Annotated in this window: 12 protein-coding genes, 1 tRNA gene and 4 pseudogenes; 12 read left to right on the top strand and 5 right to left on the bottom strand. The window is 66.4% G+C overall.

Annotated features, from left to right (window positions below; all coding sequences use genetic code 11):
- The coding region (locus E1J50_RS20590; RefSeq protein WP_132255668.1) for a GntR family transcriptional regulator at nt 1–584 on the top strand (584 nt) is incomplete at its 5' end.
- On the opposite strand, the pseudogene E1J50_RS20585 reads toward E1J50_RS20590, so the two are convergent.
- Nucleotides 554–756: pseudogene (locus E1J50_RS20585) on the bottom strand (IS630 family transposase); the annotation flags it as partial. The gene E1J50_RS20590 and the pseudogene E1J50_RS20585 sit on opposite strands and share 31 nt — an antisense overlap.
- Before the next feature lie 234 nt (nt 757–990).
- Between E1J50_RS20585 and E1J50_RS20580 the strand changes: the two are divergent.
- The 7 genes and pseudogenes from E1J50_RS20580 to E1J50_RS20545 all read left to right on the top strand — a co-directional run.
- Nucleotides 991–1140, top strand: a pseudogene (locus E1J50_RS20580) (IS3 family transposase); the annotation flags it as partial.
- A gap of 196 nt (nt 1141–1336) precedes the next feature.
- Nucleotides 1337–2293 carry a CAP domain-containing protein gene (locus E1J50_RS20575; RefSeq protein WP_132255667.1) on the top strand — a complete coding sequence of 319 codons (957 nt, stop codon included), beginning with the start codon at nt 1337–1339 and terminating at the stop codon, nt 2291–2293.
- Nucleotides 2294–3494: 1201 nt separating this feature from the next.
- A complete protein-coding gene (locus tag E1J50_RS20565) occupies nt 3495–3896 on the top strand; it encodes a hypothetical protein (RefSeq protein WP_132255670.1) in 402 nt (133 codons plus the stop codon).
- A gap of 81 nt (nt 3897–3977) precedes the next feature.
- Nucleotides 3978–4388, top strand: coding sequence for a FixH family protein (locus E1J50_RS20560; RefSeq protein WP_132255666.1), 411 nt, complete (start codon nt 3978–3980; stop codon nt 4386–4388).
- A pseudogene (locus tag E1J50_RS20555) lies at nt 4385–5902 on the top strand (efflux RND transporter periplasmic adaptor subunit). Before E1J50_RS20560 ends, E1J50_RS20555 begins: the two are co-directional and overlap by 4 nt.
- The gene (locus E1J50_RS20550; RefSeq protein ID WP_132255665.1) at nt 5899–9072 is read left to right on the top strand and encodes an efflux RND transporter permease subunit; all 3174 of its coding nucleotides are present in this window, start codon (nt 5899–5901) and stop codon (nt 9070–9072) included. Before E1J50_RS20555 ends, E1J50_RS20550 begins: the two are co-directional and overlap by 4 nt.
- A 19-nt stretch (nt 9073–9091) precedes the next feature.
- Nucleotides 9092–9568 (top strand): DUF411 domain-containing protein, encoded by a 477-nt coding sequence (locus tag E1J50_RS20545; protein ID WP_132255664.1) that lies wholly within the window; start codon nt 9092–9094, stop codon nt 9566–9568.
- A 63-nt stretch (nt 9569–9631) separates the two neighbouring features.
- Here E1J50_RS20545 and E1J50_RS20540 read toward each other — a convergent pair whose 3' ends face one another.
- Together E1J50_RS20540 and E1J50_RS20530 are read right to left on the bottom strand one after the other, a co-directional pair.
- Nucleotides 9632–10684 carry a Cj0069 family protein gene (locus E1J50_RS20540; RefSeq protein ID WP_132255663.1) on the bottom strand — a complete coding sequence of 351 codons (1053 nt, stop codon included), beginning with the start codon at nt 10682–10684 and terminating at the stop codon, nt 9632–9634.
- Nucleotides 10685–10922: 238 nt separating this feature from the next.
- Nucleotides 10923–11057, bottom strand: coding sequence for a cation transporter dimerization domain-containing protein (locus E1J50_RS20530; RefSeq protein WP_132255662.1), 135 nt, complete (start codon nt 11055–11057; stop codon nt 10923–10925).
- A gap of 362 nt (nt 11058–11419) precedes the next feature.
- Here E1J50_RS20530 and E1J50_RS20525 point away from each other — a divergent pair, with 362 nt between their 5' ends.
- A complete protein-coding gene (locus E1J50_RS20525; protein ID WP_132255661.1) occupies nt 11420–11815 on the top strand; it encodes a TIGR02300 family protein in 396 nt (131 codons plus the stop codon).
- A gap of 498 nt (nt 11816–12313) precedes the next feature.
- Nucleotides 12314–12742, top strand: a complete 429-nt coding sequence (locus E1J50_RS20515) for a hypothetical protein (protein ID WP_207919258.1) — start codon at nt 12314–12316, stop codon at nt 12740–12742.
- 97 nt (nt 12743–12839) lie between these two features.
- On the opposite strand, the gene E1J50_RS20510 is transcribed toward E1J50_RS20515, so the two are convergent.
- Nucleotides 12840–13049, bottom strand: coding sequence for a cold-shock protein (locus tag E1J50_RS20510; protein WP_132255660.1), 210 nt, complete (start codon nt 13047–13049; stop codon nt 12840–12842).
- A gap of 1190 nt (nt 13050–14239) precedes the next feature.
- Nucleotides 14240–14314: transfer RNA gene (locus E1J50_RS20505), tRNA-OTHER, on the bottom strand.
- A 1927-nt stretch (nt 14315–16241) separates the two neighbouring features.
- Between E1J50_RS20505 and E1J50_RS20500 the strand changes: the two genes are divergently transcribed.
- Nucleotides 16242–16952: a metallophosphoesterase family protein gene (locus E1J50_RS20500; protein ID WP_132255669.1), complete on the top strand. Its 711-nt coding sequence runs from the start codon at nt 16242–16244 to the stop codon at nt 16950–16952.
- 197 nt (nt 16953–17149) lie between these two features.
- Nucleotides 17150–17690 (top strand): annotated as a pseudogene (locus tag E1J50_RS20495) (transposase); the annotation flags it as partial.

The following is a 17690-nucleotide window of genomic DNA, read 5'->3' as shown; positions in this document are numbered from 1 at the left end:
TCGGCGCCTCGCGCACGCCCGTCCGCGAGGCCCTGCGCCAGCTTGCGGTGAGCGGCCTCGTCGAGGTGCGCCCGCGCCGGGGCGTCGTCGTGACCCGGATGACGCCCGAGCGCATCATGGACATGTTCGAGACGACCGCCGAGGTGGAGGCGATGTGCGTGCGGCTCGCCACCTACCGGATGACGCCCCTGGAGCGGAGCCATCTCCTCGACCTGCACGAGAGCGCGGGCGCGCTCGTCGAGGCGGGCGATGTCGACGCCTACGACGCCCTCAACCGGGCCTTCCACGAGGCGCTCTACCGGGCGACCCACAACGCCTTCATGGCCGAGCAGGCGCTCGCGATCCGCACGCGGCTGGCGGCCTTCCGCCGGACGCAGCTGCGCCAGGGCGAGCGCATCCAGCGCTCGCGAGCCGAGCACGGCGAGATCCTGGCGGCGATCGCGGAGGGCGACGGCGAGGCCGCGGCCCGCCGGATGCGCGCCCACATGCTCAACGCCGCGAGCGCGCTCGGGCGCTACGTCGCCGGGCACACGGGGATTAGAGTTGTCAGCGGTCAGGTAGCGACGGCCAAGTCGTCCTCGTAGCCTGCTGCTGCGGGATAGTTGCGGCACTCCTGCGAAGTGAAACGGGTGTAAGCCCTCTATATTGCGGCCCAGAGATCTGAGATCGTCGGGCTGCCGCACTGCGCAACACCGCCCTGAGCTTCGTGAAGGCCTGCTCGATCGGATTGAGATAAGGGCTGTAGGACGGGAGGTACTGATCGCCGGTCCTCCGCGTCCTGCGTCACCCTACCCAGTCTGAGCCCGGATACCGTCCGCTTGCCCGCAGCCTGAGCCCCAAAGCGGACAGGCAGCTATCGGCCACCTTCGGTCATCTGAGTCTGCGAGATCAGGAACCCAGAAGCGGACGCTGAAGGTCAGCCGCGATGTGATGGCCGCTCAAATCACGAAGTACGAGGTGCCCGATAGACCAGCGCATCGCTGCGAAGGGCGAGGGTGGCGTCACGAGGGGCTGAAGGTCCCGCAGAAGCACCGGTCACGCAGCCGCCTGTGGCTCAACGACGGCTCGGGCAAACGGCTGCGGCCGCAGCATCGCAACCACGTCTGGAGCTTCGATTTCGTGCAGGCGCAGACCCATGATGCCGGACGCGACGATCCAGATCTGGTTCGTGGACGAGTGCGGGGCGACCCTGTTCCGCCTGCGCTGGGGTTAACATAGGACATATTCTCGCCAAGGTTGGCGGCGATTTGCCGACCCGCATTCCAAATAACAAAAGCCAACAACAAATAAAGAGGAATGCAGACCTAAGAATTTTATCAAGGAATGATTTGTAATAATGGCTACAGCTACTCCCACCGGTCTTGAGTCGTACTTCCTGTCCCTTGTCAATCAGACCCGCGCCAGCGCCGGCAAGACTGCGCTCAGCTTCGATGGCGAGCTTCTGAACGCCGCTGATTCCCACAGTCAGTGGATGGACCAGACCGACACATTTTCCCACACGGGCGTGAACGGCTCCTCGGCCGGTGATCGCGAGACCAGCGCCGGTTACGGCTGGACATCGTGGGGTGAGAACATTGCCTGGGTCACCGGCACCCTCAACGAAGCGACCGTCCAGCAGTTGCACCAGAATCTGGTCAACTCGCCCGGTCACTACGCGAACATCGTCGGTAATTTCTCAGAGGTCGGCATTGGTCTCCAGCAGGGCACGCTCAACGGCCGCAGCGTCGTGTTCGTGACCCAGGATTTCGGCGTCCCGAACGCTACCGAGCGGGCCGAGGCGAACGACGTGGGGGGCTCCCTCGTCACGCCGACGCCTGCTCCGGTTCCGACCCCAACGCCGGCGCCAGCTCCGACACCGGTTTCGACCGCCCCCATCCCGGACGTGGGGAAGACGCTCGTCGGGACCAGCGCGGCCGAAACCCTCAAGGGCGGCGCGGGCAACGACACGATCAACGGCAACGGCGGCTACGACACCCTGTTCGGTGGGGCCGGCAAGGACACGTTTGTGTTCGACACGGTCAAGGAAGCCCACGGCCAGACGGTCGCGGACTTCGCGCACGGGACGGACAAGCTGGATCTGCACCTGATCGACGCCAACACCCGCACCTCGGGCGACCAGGGCTTCACCTTCATCGGTGACCAGGGCTTTCACCACAAGGCGGGCGAGCTCCGGGAGTACGATTCCGGCGGCCACACCTACCTCGTGGGAGACGTGAACGGCGACGTCTACGCAGACTTCGCGATCAAGGCGTCAGGCCTGCACAGCTTCACGGCTGGGGATTTCATCCTCTAAGGACGAGATTCCGCGCCTCGGGGTGGCTTAGTGCTAGAAGCGCTTGACTACTTCGAGGTGCGCGACTGCGGGAGCTTGGGCGAGCCCAGGCAGTAGGCAAGGGCGACCGTAAGGATCAGGCCCCGGGCCAATCGCACGCACTCGCGCGATCAAGGCCACCTCGCGGTCGACCGCGGCGCCCCCTGTCCCGCGGCCGCAAATGCAACGCGTGCTCGCTGGATCTCGGCGTGGTGCGTTTACCGCCTTGGAGCAGACGTTCGGATCTGAACCGCGGAAGGCCCGACAGGGGTCACTTTAAGGCATCTACCTGTGCAGCGCTGAATGTTCGCTTCCCCATACCTGTGGCCCCGCACGACACGAGGCCGGGGACCATCACCCCCTGCCCTACCGTCCCGATACCGATACCGGCGCTTTGGCAGCCGCCCCATGAGTGCGCCGCTTGAGCGCCAGAGGACGAACTTCGTCCGCCGCTCATCACAACGCCACGCCGCGCGACTACCCGACCGCACACATCAGGCAATTCTTGCAAAATCGAGCAGGGCCAAGTGTTTGAAACTTGGGCACACTCAACCCAATCCTTCTGCTCACATGCCGGCTACTTTGCCACCAACGACCTGTAGCTGACCCCCCAGCAGAAAGCGCCTTCTTCCGCGGGTTCGTCGATGATGAACACGCACCCGAATGGCCGAGACGCGCCACAAGGAGCCGCGACCGGATGTTGCCGGAGGAAGCGGCACCGTTCGCTGAACGGAAGCTGCGCGTCGGCTTCAGAGCGGGTTCAACGCGGTCAGACGAGACTGCGTGCATCCTCGAACCTCAAAGGTTGTCCGATGAAGCTCCGCGTCACAGGTCTAGTCGTCGCCGCCCTCGTGCTCCTCCCCGGCGCGGCGTCCGCACAGAGGTACGAGCATGGACCCCGGCACCACCATCATGACGACAGGGACCACTACCGCCACCATGGCCATAGCTACGAGTATAGCTATGGCCACGAACGCCGCCACCATCACGGCTACGACCGCCTCGTCCACTCCAACCGGGGCCACCACCATCACCGTTACGGGTACTGACCCACCGCGGGGGACCGCCGGGACGGTCCGATTGGTCCCGGTGGTTGCGCGCCCTTGACCTTCCCACCGTGGGCAGCAGCACCGTGTCGTCCATCGACCTTCCGCACGACCCAGAAAACTGGCATCGTCGCTTCGTGACGTTCTGGCTCGCCCTCCGGCGGCTGCTCCCGCTTCTGGCGGTCCTCAGCCTCGCCTTGACGCCGGTGACCGCCTGCGCGGCTGCCGCGGGCATGCACGCGTCCATGACTGCGCAGGCGCACGGCTCGCACGGGGCGATGCCCGCCATGGACCACGCAGCCATGGACAGAGGCGGTATGGACATGGACGACATGCCCTGCTGCCCGCCGGACAAGCCGGACTGCACCAATGCGGGTTGCCCGTTGATGGCGCTCTGCCTCGCCAGCGTCGCCTCGCTCCTGCCGAGCGCGATCCTCGTTCCGGCGCCCGTCGCGACGCATGCCGCGCCGGCCTGGCCTCACGCCACGTCCTTCGCCAGCCTGCACGGACCACCGCTACCAGAGCCTCCCCGAACCTGAACCCGATGCCGCCGGCGCGTGCGCCGGCACATTGACGCGCGCCCGCGCGTGGCCATCCATCGCGTTCAGGAGACAAAACCCGTGACCAAGAACCCCTTCGCGCGCGCCGTGCCGGCCGCGCTGCTCGGCGCCGCCCTGTCGGCGTCGGCGTTTGCCCTGCCCGCTCTGGCGGACGTCAAGGACTACCGCTTCGAGCTCGTGCAGCAGGAAGCGAAGGTCGGCGAGGCCATCATCGCCGTCCGGCTCGTCGACCAGCGGAGCGGCAAGCCCGTGCCCGACGCCGTAGTCTTCGCCAAGCGCCTCGACATGGCCCCCGACGCGATGGAGGAGATGGCCACGAAGGTCGAGCAGGTCCCCTCGACCGAGCCCGGCGTCTACCGCTTCAAGGCCAAGCTCTCGATGCAGGGCCGCTGGCGCCTCTCGCTGGCCGCCAAGGTCCACGGCGAGACCGGCACGGTCGAGGACAAGCTGGTCCTTCAGGCCGCGAAATGACCCGCCCGGCATGGATCGCCGGGACCCTCGCCGCGCTCGCGGCGGGGGGGCTCGGCTATTGGACGGGACGGCAGGACGGCCCCGTTCCGGCCTTCGTCGAGTGGGCGAGGTCCGGGTACGTGCCGGCGCTCGTGGAGCGGGCCCGCCACGGCGTCGCCCGCCTGCTGCCCGCCGCGCAAGCGCCAGCCCTGCCCAAGCCCGCGTTCGGACCGGTGGTCTACTACCGGGACCCGGACGGGAAGCCCGTCTACTCGGCGTCGCCGACGGTGACGGCGGACGGCCGGGAGTTCCGGGCGGTCCGAGCCAGCGAGGACGTGCGCTTCGACGACGGGGACGGCGAGGCCATCCCCGCCGACATGGCCGGGCACGGTACGGAGCCGGGCGAGGCGGCCAAGCCCGGCCGCGACGCCCGGCGCATCCTCTACTACCGGAACCCGATGGGCTTGGCCGACACCTCGCCGGTGCCGAAGAAGGACTCGATGGGGATGGACTACATCCCCGTCTACGCGGGCGAGGACGAGGGCGGCGTCGTGAAGATGTCGCCGGGCAAGGTGCAGCGCACGGGGGTGCGGACCGAGGTCGCGGAGCGCCGCGTCCTGTCGGTGCCGGTGCGGGCGCCGGGCAGCGTCGAGGAGGACGAGCGCCGCATCTCCGTCATCGCCATGCGCACGGACGCCTTCATCGAGAAGGTCGAGCCGGTGACGACGGGCGACCACGTCCACAAGGGTCAGCCGCTGCTGCGCCTGTTCGCGCCCGAGATCAACGCGGTCGCGGCCCAGTACCTGACCTCCATCGGCTACGAGGGCGGCCGGCGGCGCCTGGAGAACCTCGCCATCCCGCCCGAGGTCATCGACGAGATCGAGCGCACCCATAGGGTGCCGCCCTCCATCACCTGGTCCTCGCCGCGGGACGGCGTCGTGGTCGAGCGAAACGTCTCGGACGGGATGAAGGCCAAGTCCGGCGACGTTCTGTTCCGCATCGTCGACCACGCGCGCGTCTGGGTGCTGGCCGACGTGCCGGAGCGCGACCTCGCCGGGGTGGCGGAGGGGCAGAAGGCGACGGTGCGGGTCCGGGCCTTTCCCGACCGGACCTTCTCCGGGACCGTGACGCGGATCTACCCGCACCTGATGGCGGAGACCCGGACCGCCCGGCTGCGCATCGAGTTACCCAACCCCGACGGGGCGCTGCGCCCGTCGATGTACGCCGACGTCGAGATCGCGACGGGCGACGGCAAGCCGGTGGTGGCGGTACCGGACGACGCCGTCATCGACACGGGCGAACGCTAGGTCGTGCTACTCGACCGCGGCGAGGGGCGCTTCGAGCCTACGGCAGTGAAGGTCGGCCTCCGCCGCCGGGGCTACGTCGAGATCCGCGAGGGCGTATCGGCCGGCGACCGGGTGGTCACCGCGGCGAACTTCCTGATCGACGCCGAGAGCAACCTGAAGGCGGCGCTGCAGGGGATGACCGCGCCCAAGGACGACCGGCAGACGGCGAGCGCGGGAGGTGCGCCGTGATCGCGCGCCTCATCGGCTGGTCGGCCCGCAACCTCGTCCTGGTGCTGATCGGGACCGTGTTCGCGGTCGCGAGCGGCGTCCTGGCGCTGCGGACCCTGCCGCTCGACGCCATCCCGGACCTCTCGGACGTGCAGGCCATCGTCTACACCGAGTACCCGGGCCAGGCCCCGCAAGTCGTCGAGGATCAGGTCACCTACCCGCTGACCACCGCCATGCTGACGGTGCCGAAGGCAAAGGTGGTGCGTGGCTTCTCGTTCTTCGGGGTGTCGTTCGTCTATGTCATCTTCGAGGACGGCACCGACCCGTACTGGGGCCGCTCCCGCGTGCTGGAGTACCTCAGCGGCGCGGCGAGCCGCCTGCCGGCCGGAGTGACGCCGACGCTTGGCCCCGACGCGACGGGCGTGGGCTGGGTCTACCAATACGTCGTCGTCGCCAAGGAGAGGTCGCTCGCCGAGCTTCGCTCGCTGCAGGACTGGGTCGTCCGCTTCGGGGCCTCGCGGGCCGAGGGCGTGGCCGAGGTGGCCGGCGTCGGCGGCTTCGTCAAGCAGTACAACGTCGTCGCCGACCCGAACCGCCTGCGCGCGCAGGGCATCTCGCTCAACAAGCTCCGGGACGCCATCCGCGCGAGCAACGCCGATGTCGGCGGCCGCACGGTCGAGCTCTCCGAATTCGAGTTCATGGTACGCGGCCGCGGCTACATCCGGACCGTCGCCGACATCGAGAACATCGTGCTGAAGACCTCAGGCGGCACGCCGCTGCGGGTCCGGGACGTCGCCCGGGTCGAGGTCGGCCCGGACGAGCGGCGCGGCATCACCGAGATGAACGGCACGGGCGAGGTCGCCGGCGGCATCGTTTTGCAGCGCTTCGGCGCGAACGCGCTCAACGTCATCGAAGGCGTGAAGGCGAAGCTCGCGGAGGTCGCCAAAAGCCTGCCCGCCGGCACCGAGATCCTGCCGGTCTACGACCGCTCGCACCTCATCGACGCGGCCATCGAGACCCTGCGGCACACGCTGGTCGAGGAGAGCGTCGTCGTCTCTCTCGTCTGCATCGTCTTCCTGCTGCACGTGCGCAGCGCGCTGGTGGCCATCCTGATGCTGCCGGTCGGCATCCTGATGGCCTTCGCGGGCATGAAGGCGCTCGGAATCGGCGCCAACATCATGAGCCTGGGCGGCATCGCCATCGCGGTCGGCGCCATGGTCGACGCCGCCATCGTCATGATCGAGAACGCCCACAAGCACCTGGAGCGGGCGCCGCCGGACAAACCGCGGGTCGAGGTCCTGGTCGAGGCGGCAAGCGAGGTTGGGCCCTCGCTGTTCTTCTCGCTCCTCGTGATCACGGTGAGCTTCCTGCCAATCTTCACCCTGGAGAGCCAGGAGGGCCGGCTGTTCGGGCCGCTCGCTTACACCAAGACTTTCGCGATGGCGGCGGCAGCGCTCCTGTCGGTGACCCTGGTGCCTGCCCTGATGGTGCTGTTCGTGCGCGGGCGGATCGTCCCCGAGCACCGCAACCCGCTGAACCGGCTCCTCATCTGGGTCTACCGACCGCTTATCGCCGGCGTGCTGCGGGCCCGGGGGCTCACCATTCTGCTCGCCGTGGGCGTGCTGGCCGCAACCGCATGGCCGGCCCGGCAGCTCGGCTCAGAGTTCATGCCGGAGCTCGACGAGGGTACCCTGCTCTACATGCCGACAACCCTGCCGGGCATCTCGGTGACCAAGGCGGGCGAACTCCTCGCTACTCAGGACCGCATCATCAAGAGCTTCCCCGAGGTGACCTCCGTCTACGGCAAGGCGGGCCGCGCCAACACGGCGACCGACCCGGCCCCGATGGAGATGTTCGAGACGGTCATCGCGTTGAAGCCGAGAGCGGATTGGCGTCCGGGCGTGACGCTCGCGAGCCTCAAAGCCGAGATGGACGCGGCCCTGCAGTTCCCGGGCGTGTCGAATGCCTGGACGCAGCCGATCCGCGCCCGCATCGACATGCTCTCGACCGGCATCCGCACGCCGGTGGGCGTAAAGGTGCTGGGCAGCGACCTCCGGGAGATGGAGGGGGTCGCCCGTCAGGTCGAGGCCGTCGTCCGCAACGTGCCGGGCACATCGAGCGCCTACGCCGAGCGGGTCATCGGCGGCTACTTCCTCGACATCGCGCCCGACCGCGAGGCGCTTGGGCGCTACGGCCTCATGGTCGGCGACGTGCAGGATGTGGTCGCGACCGCCCTCGGTGGGCAAAGCGTGACGAACACGGTCGAGGGCCGCGAGCGCTACACCGTCAACGTCCGCTACCCGCGGGCCTTCCGCTCGGACCCGCGAGCCATCGCGAACGAGGTCCAAGTCCCGCTGCCGACAGGCGGCACGGTGCCGCTCGGCGAGGTGGCGAAGGTCGAACTCACGCGCGGGCCGACCTCGATCCGCACCGAGAACGGGCAGCTCGCGGTCTACCTGTTCGTCGACATCGCCAGACGGGACCTGGGCGGCTACGTGGCCGAGGCGCGCAAGGCGGTGGCTGACGCCGTGAAGCTGCCGCTGGGCACGAGCCTGCAGTGGAGTGGGCAGTACGAATATCTGGAGCGGGCGGAGGCGCGGCTGAAGATCGTGGTGCCGCTCACTCTGCTCGTCGTCTTCCTGCTCCTCTATCTGAACTTCCGGCGCCTGACCGAGACGCTCATCGTCATGCTGTCGCTTCCCTTCGCCCTGGTCGGGGGCGTCTGGCTGATGTGGTGGCTCGGCTTCAACCTGTCGGTCGCGGTGGCGGTTGGCTTCATCGCGCTCGCCGGGGTGGCCGCCGAGACCGGCGTGATCATGCTGGTCTACCTCGACCATGCGCTGGACGAGGTTCGCGCCGAGTGCGGGCGCGAGGGGCGCCCGATCACGCGCGAGGACCTGCGGCGAGCCATCATGGTCGGCGCGGTCGAGCGGGTGCGGCCTAAGATGATGACGGTGGTCGCCATCATGGCGGGCCTTCTGCCCATCCTCTGGAGCACCGGCTCGGGCTCCGAAGTCATGCAGCGCATCGCGGTGCCGATGATCGGCGGGATGATGTCCTCGACGGTGCTGACGCTGGTCGTGATCCCGGCAGTCTACGCCCTGGTGAAGGGCCGCGGGTTGCCTTCGGCGGACAAGGTCGCCCGCGAGGCGACAGACGGAAACGTGAGGCTGCCGCAGGCGGCCGAGTGAGGTCGAACGGGAGATGACGATGAGGAGCGATATGATGCCGTCCCGGCGTGCCGTGCTCGCGGGCTTGGCGGCGGGGCTGGCGCTCGGACGGGGTGCCCTGGCAGAGGGATTGCCTACGGTCGCGGTGACCAAGGACCCGACCTGCGGCTGCTGCGAGAAGTGGGTCGCGCACCTGCGCGAAGCCGACTTCGCCGTCACGGTGACCGAGGGCCCGGTCAACCCGGTGAAGGTGCGCCTCGGCGTGCCGCGGGACCTCGCCTCCTGTCACACCGCCCAGGTCGGCGGCTACGCGATCGAAGGGCACGTGCCGGCCGGGGCGATCAGGCGGCTTCTGGCCGAGAAGCCCCAGAGTACGGGGCTGGCGGTCCCCGGCATGCCGGCCGGCTCGCCAGGCATGGAGGTCGACGGCATGGAGCCGGCCACCTACGACGTCGTCCTGTTCGGGCCGGAGGGCCGGACCACCTTCGCGCGCTATCGAGGCGGCGAACCGGTCTGACCGAATCTCGCCTAGTCACCCGACAGGACGGACCTTTCGGGCTTCACATGCAGGGGCCTCTCGTCAGGAACGTCTCGACGTCCAGCGGACGCGTGCTTGGGCCAGCCTTCGCATCGTGGTTGCGGCCAGGGCATCGGGCGCCTCGTCGGGGATGGGGAACACCGAGCTCGCGTTGATCTCGCAGAGCACGTGGGTGTCCTCGCCGGCAGTATCCTTCGGCCCCAGCAGGAAGTCGGCGTCCCAGATGACCGGCAGGTCGTCCGGCTTCAACCCGAGAAGAGCCGTCATCTGCGGGATCCAGTCCGCTTCCATCAGACCGCGAAGACGCTGGAAGCGCTCGTCGTCCGGCCCCGAATAGAGGCGCGGCGGCGCCCTCCCGTGCTCGGGCGGCGCGAGGGCCGTGACATACTGGGCACCGAAGCCCACGACGCGCGTGCCGCTGACGTAGCAGCGGACCATCCCCTCCAGATGGCGCGCCTGGAAGGGCTGGTCGACGAGGGTGCCGCCCGCCGCGAAGTCGGAGGCGCGCTCGGCCAGGAACGCGTCGAGTGGCACGGTGCGCAGGCTCCTGTCCCGCGCCTCCTGCACAAGGACGTCCGCGCCCGTCCCGCGCTCGACCTTCCACACCCCGATGCCGCCGTTGCCGCGGCTCCGCTTCAACACCCGCGGCTCCTTGAACACGCGGCTAGGGAATTCGGCCGCGAGGGCTGCATGGCTCCGGTAGAGGTATGTCTCCGATCCCCAGCCCATCTCCCGGGTCCGGTACAGCACCTCCTTGGTGCCCATCCGGTCGATGACGTCGGGATGTGCGCTGACGAGGATGCCAGCCTCCGCGACCTCCCGCAGCACCGCGTCCAGGGCAGCACGGCCCGCGCCGGTCTCCTCCGTCACCGGGTTCACCCAGACCAGCACCGCGTCCATCACCATGAGTTGGGCCCGGAGGAGGTCTGCCTGCCCTTCGACCCAGACGGCGGGCTCGGCGGCGATGCCGTGCCGCCCCAGGGCGGCGAACACCGCCACGAACCGGCTGCTCTCGGGGCGTGCCTCGACCCGCGCCTGCGCATCGCCTCGCCAGACGACGGCAACCTTGAAGGGAGGAGAGCTCGGGCCGTGCATCCGTGTCAGCCTTTCGCGACCTTCATCTGGTCGAGCGCCTCGCGCAGGCCCTTGGCCAGCTTAGCCGCGTCGTCATTCGCCCAGAAGTGCCTTCGGCCAGCATGTAGGCCAGGGTGAGCGCCATCGCCCCGGCAAGACGGCTCCCGTTCCTCGCCGCCGAGCCCGACGAGATGCCGCCGCCGTGCGAGTGTCCCATGAATGATCTTCGGCGTCGTGGGTGACACGCGCCGTGGATCGCTCAGGCGAAGCGGATGCCGGAGTGCTTCGCCTTGTGGTCGGGCTCGACGTGGATGCTCACGACGGCAGCTTCGACGGCTGCGCGGAGTGCCGCCTCGAGCCGGTCGCAGATCTCATGGGCCTGCTCGACGGTCATCGCGCCAGTGACCTGACCGGCTGGCTTTGGACCGAGCTGATTGCGAGGATCAGCCAGGACTTGCGGCCAAGTCAGGCCGGCAGCTATGCGCCCATTATGGGTCGTTCGAAATATCCGAGCGGCCTGCACAAAGCGGACATCGAAAAGCTCAAGCGGGGGTAAGGCTAGCGTCAATTGTTCGACCTCCAGCTCTGTCAGCTAGCCCGTCGTCGGCAGCGAGAAGTGTGCCGGCGTCGGCGTGCACCCGCTGCCCAGATGCGATCCAGCCTGACCTACAGCAGGGTCGTCCGCTGCCGTCTATGATAGACGAAGCCGGAAATGCGCTGGTCATCCAGCGTTGAGCACGTCCATGGAGAGTTGCAGTGGCGCGTCTGGACCTCGGCACGAAGCGAATTTGCCCGACGACGGGCAAGAAGTTCTACGACCTCAACAAGAGCCCCGTGATCTCGCCCTACTCGGGTGAGGTCGTCCCAACCTCCGTGTTAACGTCCTTCGCCAGGGGAGGCACGCCCGTGGTGGCGCGCAAAGAGGCGCCGGTCGACGATGAGGAGGAGACGGACGGGCCAGAACTCGTGTCGCTGGATGAAGTCGAAGCCGAGGAGGCCGACAAAGATACGGACACCGATGCTGAGGGCGATGACGCCCTGGAGGTCGATGACGATGGCGACAGGGTCGAAGACGACACCCTCGTGGTCGACGAGGACGACGAGGACACCAGCGACCTGATCGAGGTCAACGACGACGATGACGACCAGTAGCCGCGCTCAAGCTCATCGCCGGAGCATCCGAACACCAATCTCGAAAGCGGTCTCGGCGTCCGGTTGATCGGTTCGCAGGGCGCGCCATGAACAGGGCCGATCGCACCGCTATGCGACGCGACGGCTTTTTGGCCTCGGCGTTGATCATGGTCGCGGGCGCGGAGGCGTGAGCTGCTACGATCGCGGCCAGATCGAGGATGTGGTCTGACCCGATCGGATGAGCCTGCGTAGTCGGTTCAGGGAGGTAGACGTCGACGGCAGCGCCGACGGGCTCGATCGCGATGCGCTCGGTGGTCACGAGATCCGAGTGCGTAGCATCGTCAGACATCCGCGACGTTCTACACCCTGCGCTGCAAGCTGCAACAACGTGACATTGAGGACCGGACCATCATCAAGGAACCTCGTGAACGAGGCGGTCACCGCCTAACGCAACCACGAACTAACGCTGCTCTCGTTCAGGGGCGGTCATGCGGTCCGTGTACAACCTGTTATTCAGTCTTGGAGATCGAGGCGCTCGCCAAGCCCGCGGGGATCCTGTGCCGCCACAACACCGGCACGGCGTGCGGGATCTACCTTGAGCGCCCGGAGGCATGCGCCCGCTGGCACTGCCTGTGGCGAAAGATCGGGGCCCTGCCCGACGAACTCAGGCCGGATCGGTCGGGCGTGGTGTTCTCGCTGGAGAGCCGGCCACCTATCGCAGAGGCGCCCGACGAGGCCTGCATTGTTGGTCGCGCCGTGGACGGAGTGCATGCCTTCGACCGATGGGAGGTGGCCGAGGCGTTCGCCATGTTCGTTCGCGAGGGGTCGTTGCCGGTGTGGAAGGCATCTGACCGAGATGCCACCATGTTGAACCGCGACCCGAAGACCCCAGCGCGGCGCCATCGAAGGCCAGCGGTGCCGAGGAGGCCACCGAATTCACCGGGGTGAGCCGATGCTCAACTTGGATCGCGTAGATGACGGCAGGCCGATCCGGCCAGCCGAAGCGGCCTGACGAGAACTCGCTGCTACCCCGTCGAAGGAAAGCTCAGGCGCTCTTCAAGTTGGCGGCGCTTTCCTTGCCGCTGCGCCGGTCGGCCTCGACGTCGTAGGAGATCTTTTGCCCCTCGATGAGGTTGCGCATCCCAGCGCGCTCGACGGCGGAGATATGGACGAAGACGTCCTTGCCGCCGTCGTCGGGCTGGATGAAGCCGAAGCCCTTGGTCTCGTTGAACCACTTCACGGTGCCGGTAGCCATAGCGGTAACCTTGTCGCCGGCTCGCCAACGCGGCGTGCCGTGAGGGGCGAAACGGCCGTGTCGGCCGACCGTTCCATGCGTTGCACGGACCGGATAGTGCCTATTGGGCGATCTCAAGAACCTTGACAGCTCTTCCCGCGTTCGCTCCGGCAGTCCAGTCATCTGGGCTATCTTCGCGGCTCATGGAGGCGCAGGATGCCAGCATCGGCGGCTAGAGTGCGTCAAGCTACAGCGGCATGGGGCTAGTGTTTTCGACTGTAGCGGACAGGCGCGTGAATGGCAGACGTCGTGAGCTTCCCAGCCGGCCGCCAATCCTCCTGTGCGAACTCGCCATACCGAGCATACCGGTTCGCGCCAGATGGTAGCGTCAGGTCGACCATCCCGATCGAGGCCGCCACCGACGCGGACGCTGCGGAACGTGCTCTCTACCTGAGCGACGGAGACCGCGTCGAACTCTGGTCGCGTGCACGCTTCGTAGCCCACGTGGGACCATTGGACGGCCCGGTCGCGACCTCGATCACCCTGCTTGAAGACGAGCCGACCCCTGATCCGTGAGCGCGGCTCTTCGCCTGTGACGCTCATCTAAAAGTGAGATCTCGGCTACTGAGAAGAAGCGCGGCAACCGATCGGCTGCATGTCGCCTGCTAAGGATTGCAGCTACCGGCCCGTGGCTGACGCATGGTCGCACGGCCCCTAACGGCAGGGTGTCTACATCCGAGACACAGCAGGCTTTCTACCCCATTCGAACCTTCGTCACCAGCGGTTCAAATGTTCGCTTAGGGTCCTTCAGGGCATCTACCTGTGCTGCGCTGGACGTCCGCCTCCCATATCTTCTGCCCCGAAGCAGACAGGCCGCAAACAGCCACCTTCGGTCATCCGAGGCGAGGATGCCCAACAACCCGGAAACAGACTTCCCTACGCCTGGATGTGTGAGAACCGGCGGTTTCGACGAACTCAGAAGTTGGCGGCTGCGAAAGGCAGCAGCGGGCATAGGGTCGAGCCCCAGCCCCGCTTCACAGGTGTCGGCGAGCCGACCAAGCCTCCAACTAGATGCACAGCCGTGGCGAAATCCCAGCAAGCCGATAGCGGCAGCAATCTGCAAAGCTGTACGTCGTTACGTCAGCTGTTACGTCTGCTGCAGAAGGGGAGGTCGGAGCGGGGCCGTTTCGCCCCTAAGCCCTTGAGATAATTGGTGGGCGCACTAGGGTTCGAACCTAGGACCCGCTGATTAAGAGTCAGCTGTTCTCCCCAGCAATGGCGCGCCCGTAAATTCTCCGCGAAAGGAGCCGAGAATTCTCCTTTGAAGGCGACAGCTTGCGCCTCGACAGCGCATCCTCGGGGCACGCTTCGGACCGCTCGATCCATTCCTTCGGCAGCCGCGAGACCCCACCGAGACCCAGGGAGGGTGCCGTGCCCGGCCAGAAACCCTACCTCACGAAGTCGGCACTCGAGTCGGCGCTCGCTGGGCAAATCGCAAAGAACTTCGGCGAGGTCGGATTTGCCGACGAGCCAGGCGTGTGGGTCCGGATCCGCCCTCAAGCGGTGTCCCTGACATTCAAGGGCCGCCTGAACGGCACGATGCGCCGTTGGATCCTCGTGCATTCGGTCGAAGACTTGGCCGGCAGAACGCCGCGCCGCGGCATCCCGTGGCTGCGCGATCTGATCGCCAAGGTTCGAAGTCGGGTGAAGCAGAACGTAGACCCCGGCGCCTACATCACCTACGCCCATCTGGAGACCGAGGCCGAGCGGCAGCAGGCCCGCGGCGAGGAACCGCCCCGCGACGCTTCCAAGACTTGGCTCTGGGATGAGGCGCTTGCAAACCGCCTCGCATGGCTGCGGGAGAAGCGTCGCCCGTCAACCGCGAACGATACGCGGAAGACACTTCAGAATGACAAGGCCTTCGCCCCTTTGAAAGGGAGGCGAGTGGACGAGATCGCGCCGAAGGACTTCCATGAACCGCTGAAGGAGATCACACAACGAGGGGCGCTCAGGGAGGCGGAGAAGGCCGTCGCCTACATCCGGGCGATGTGGTCATGGATGGCCTCGGAGGAGGCAGACATCACCACCGTGCGTCCAGGTGCGATGCGCTCGCTCCAGGTTCCGGAAAGCAGCGACAAGGAACCGGGTGATCCTAGCCGGATCGAGCCAACGCCGAACGCAATGACCCACCGGCGCGAAGGGGAACCACCGCCACGCTTGGAACTCGGCCGCGTGGTGGCTCACTGCACGACGGTCGAGCCGACGCCGAAAGGCTTTCGTCGCCACGTCCTCGACGAGCGGATTGCCTGCGCGGCTTTGATCGTTCTCTACAGCTGCCAGCGCATCCGCGCCGTGGTGAGTATGCGCCGCAGCAACATGACAATCCTGCCTGAGGGGATCGTGAGGTGGTCTGTCCCTCCCTACTTCCGTAAGAAGGCCCGGCGGAAGAAGAGTCGCATGCCGCACGTGGTTTGGCTGGTCGGACGAGGAGCGCAGGCCGCCATCCGCCTTCACGACATCGCCGCTGCCACCAGCAGCGACTGGATGCTTCCGGCCCGCGAGTGGTCGTCGGAAAAAAAGCAGAACCATCTTCCACATATGGATGCGTCCGTCCTCACACGCACCATTCGTGCGATGGGAGTGACGATGACACCTCACGATGCTCGCAGCGGCTTCACGACCTTCGGGTCGGAGCACGGACACTGGACCCCGACCCTGGCGAAGCTTGTGCTCGATCACCTCGGCGGCATGTCCAATGATGTAACCGAGAAGCATTACAACCGCAATCAATTCCGCGACCTTAAACTGTCCATGATGACGAGGTGGGCGGCGTACATCGAGGACGATTATACCGCTGCTGTTCAGGCGGATTGCAGCCTCCTCGACTACCAAACGATGCGCTTCAATTTTGTCAGCCGTCGACGAGCTTCGGAAGACAAGACACTGTACGAATTGGAGGAGCTGAGCCAGCAGGATGTCGCGGCTCGAACGCACGACATGATCGCCGAGCAGCGGAAGCTTTTCAATGACCGGGTAAAAAAGGCCCGACGGCAGAAAAAGCTTAGAGACTGCGCCTGTGAATCTCGACTGTACAAGGTACCCTATCGAGTTTCCCTCGATCAGGAGTTTCAGGAATTTGGTCGACGGCCGGAATTGCGCCTGCAAGAACACGCATCCGGTCGTGCTTCTGCAAGCACTATCAGCGCATCCGCTATGACGGAGAACGGTTCCGGCGCGCCGAGCGGTCGCCCGAAGCCTTTGACCTATGCCGTCGGCGACATCCACGGGTGCTCCAAGCTGCTGCAGAGGTTGTTGTCGGCGATTGAGACGCACCGGGCAGGCAGGCCATATCGCCTCGTCTTTCTCGGTAACTACGTCGATCGTGGACCGGACAGCGCCTCTGTCATTCGGATCCTACGCGAGCTTCAACAACGCGCACCGGACGCGGTGATCTGTCTCCTAGGCAACCACGAGGAGTTGATGTTGCAGGCCTGCGAGGGGGCCCTTGGCATGTTGGCTTGGCGAGAGAACGGCGGCGGCGCCACCCTCGCCTCCTATGGCGTGGACGATGCCGAGAGCCTCCCGCACTCTGTGTTTAGATGGCTCTCCTCATTGCCGACCGTGCACGAGGATGCCCGGCACTACTACGTCCACGCCGGCTTCCGGCCCGGGCGCCCAGGCATCGATCTCGACGTGAAAAACCGTCTCTGGATCCGCGAGCCATTCCTGTCGGCCGATTACGATTTCGGCAAGCACATCGTGCACGGTCATACGCCTCGGAGGATCGGGCTCCCCGAAGTGCGCTCGCATCGCACCAATCTGGACACCGATGCTGTAGGAGGAGGCAATCTCACAGCGGGCGTTTTCGACGAGTGCCTCGACTTGCCGGTCGAGTTTCTCCAAATTTCTCATGAAGCCAACTAAGCTAGGACGAAAATCTGGAGAAATCTTTGCTTATGCTAGATATTTATCGACGCGATTGGTAGAGCTCTCGCGCCTGCTAACGTCTTTTTCAAGGCCCTTGAGGGAGAAGCTGACCTGACTGACTGGCTATGTGACCTGACCGGCTGGCTTTGGACCGGGCTGATTGAGAGGATCAGCCAGGACCGAAGGAGTCGGACATGCGGCGAGGTTCAGAAGACGAGCGCGGAGCAGGTTGTGCTAAAGCTGCGCCAGATCGAGGTGCAGACAGCACAGGGCAAGAGTTTGGCCCTGGCGTGCAAGGAGGCGGAGATCTCCGAGCAGAGCTACTACCGCTGGCGCAAGGAGTACGGCGGTCTCCAGGTTGATCAGGCGCGGAAGATGAAGGATCTTGAGCGCGAGAATGCTCGGTTGCGCCGCCTCGTGGCCGATCTGTCCTTAGAGAAGCAGGTGCTGGCGGACGTCGCCTCGGGAAACTTGTAGCCCCCGAGCGACGCCGGCAGGCGGTTGCTGGCATCCGGGATAAGTACGGCCTCTCGGAACGTCACGCCTGCCGGATTGTCGGCCAGCATCGCGGCACGCAACGCTACGTGCCGACCATGCTCGCCGACGAGGATGGGCTGACCCGAGCCATCATCGCCCTGGCGTCCGAGTACGGGCGCTATGGCTACCGCCGCGTCACCGCCCTGTTGCAGGCAGACGGCTGGCAGGTGGGCAAGGATCGGGTTCAGCGCATCTGGC

The organism is Methylobacterium segetis (genome assembly GCF_004348265.1).
GTDB classification, from domain to species: Bacteria; Pseudomonadota; Alphaproteobacteria; order Rhizobiales; family Beijerinckiaceae; genus Methylobacterium; species Methylobacterium segetis.
Note: the sequence above shows the minus strand (reverse complement) of the source record. Positions and strands in the feature narration are given on the sequence as shown.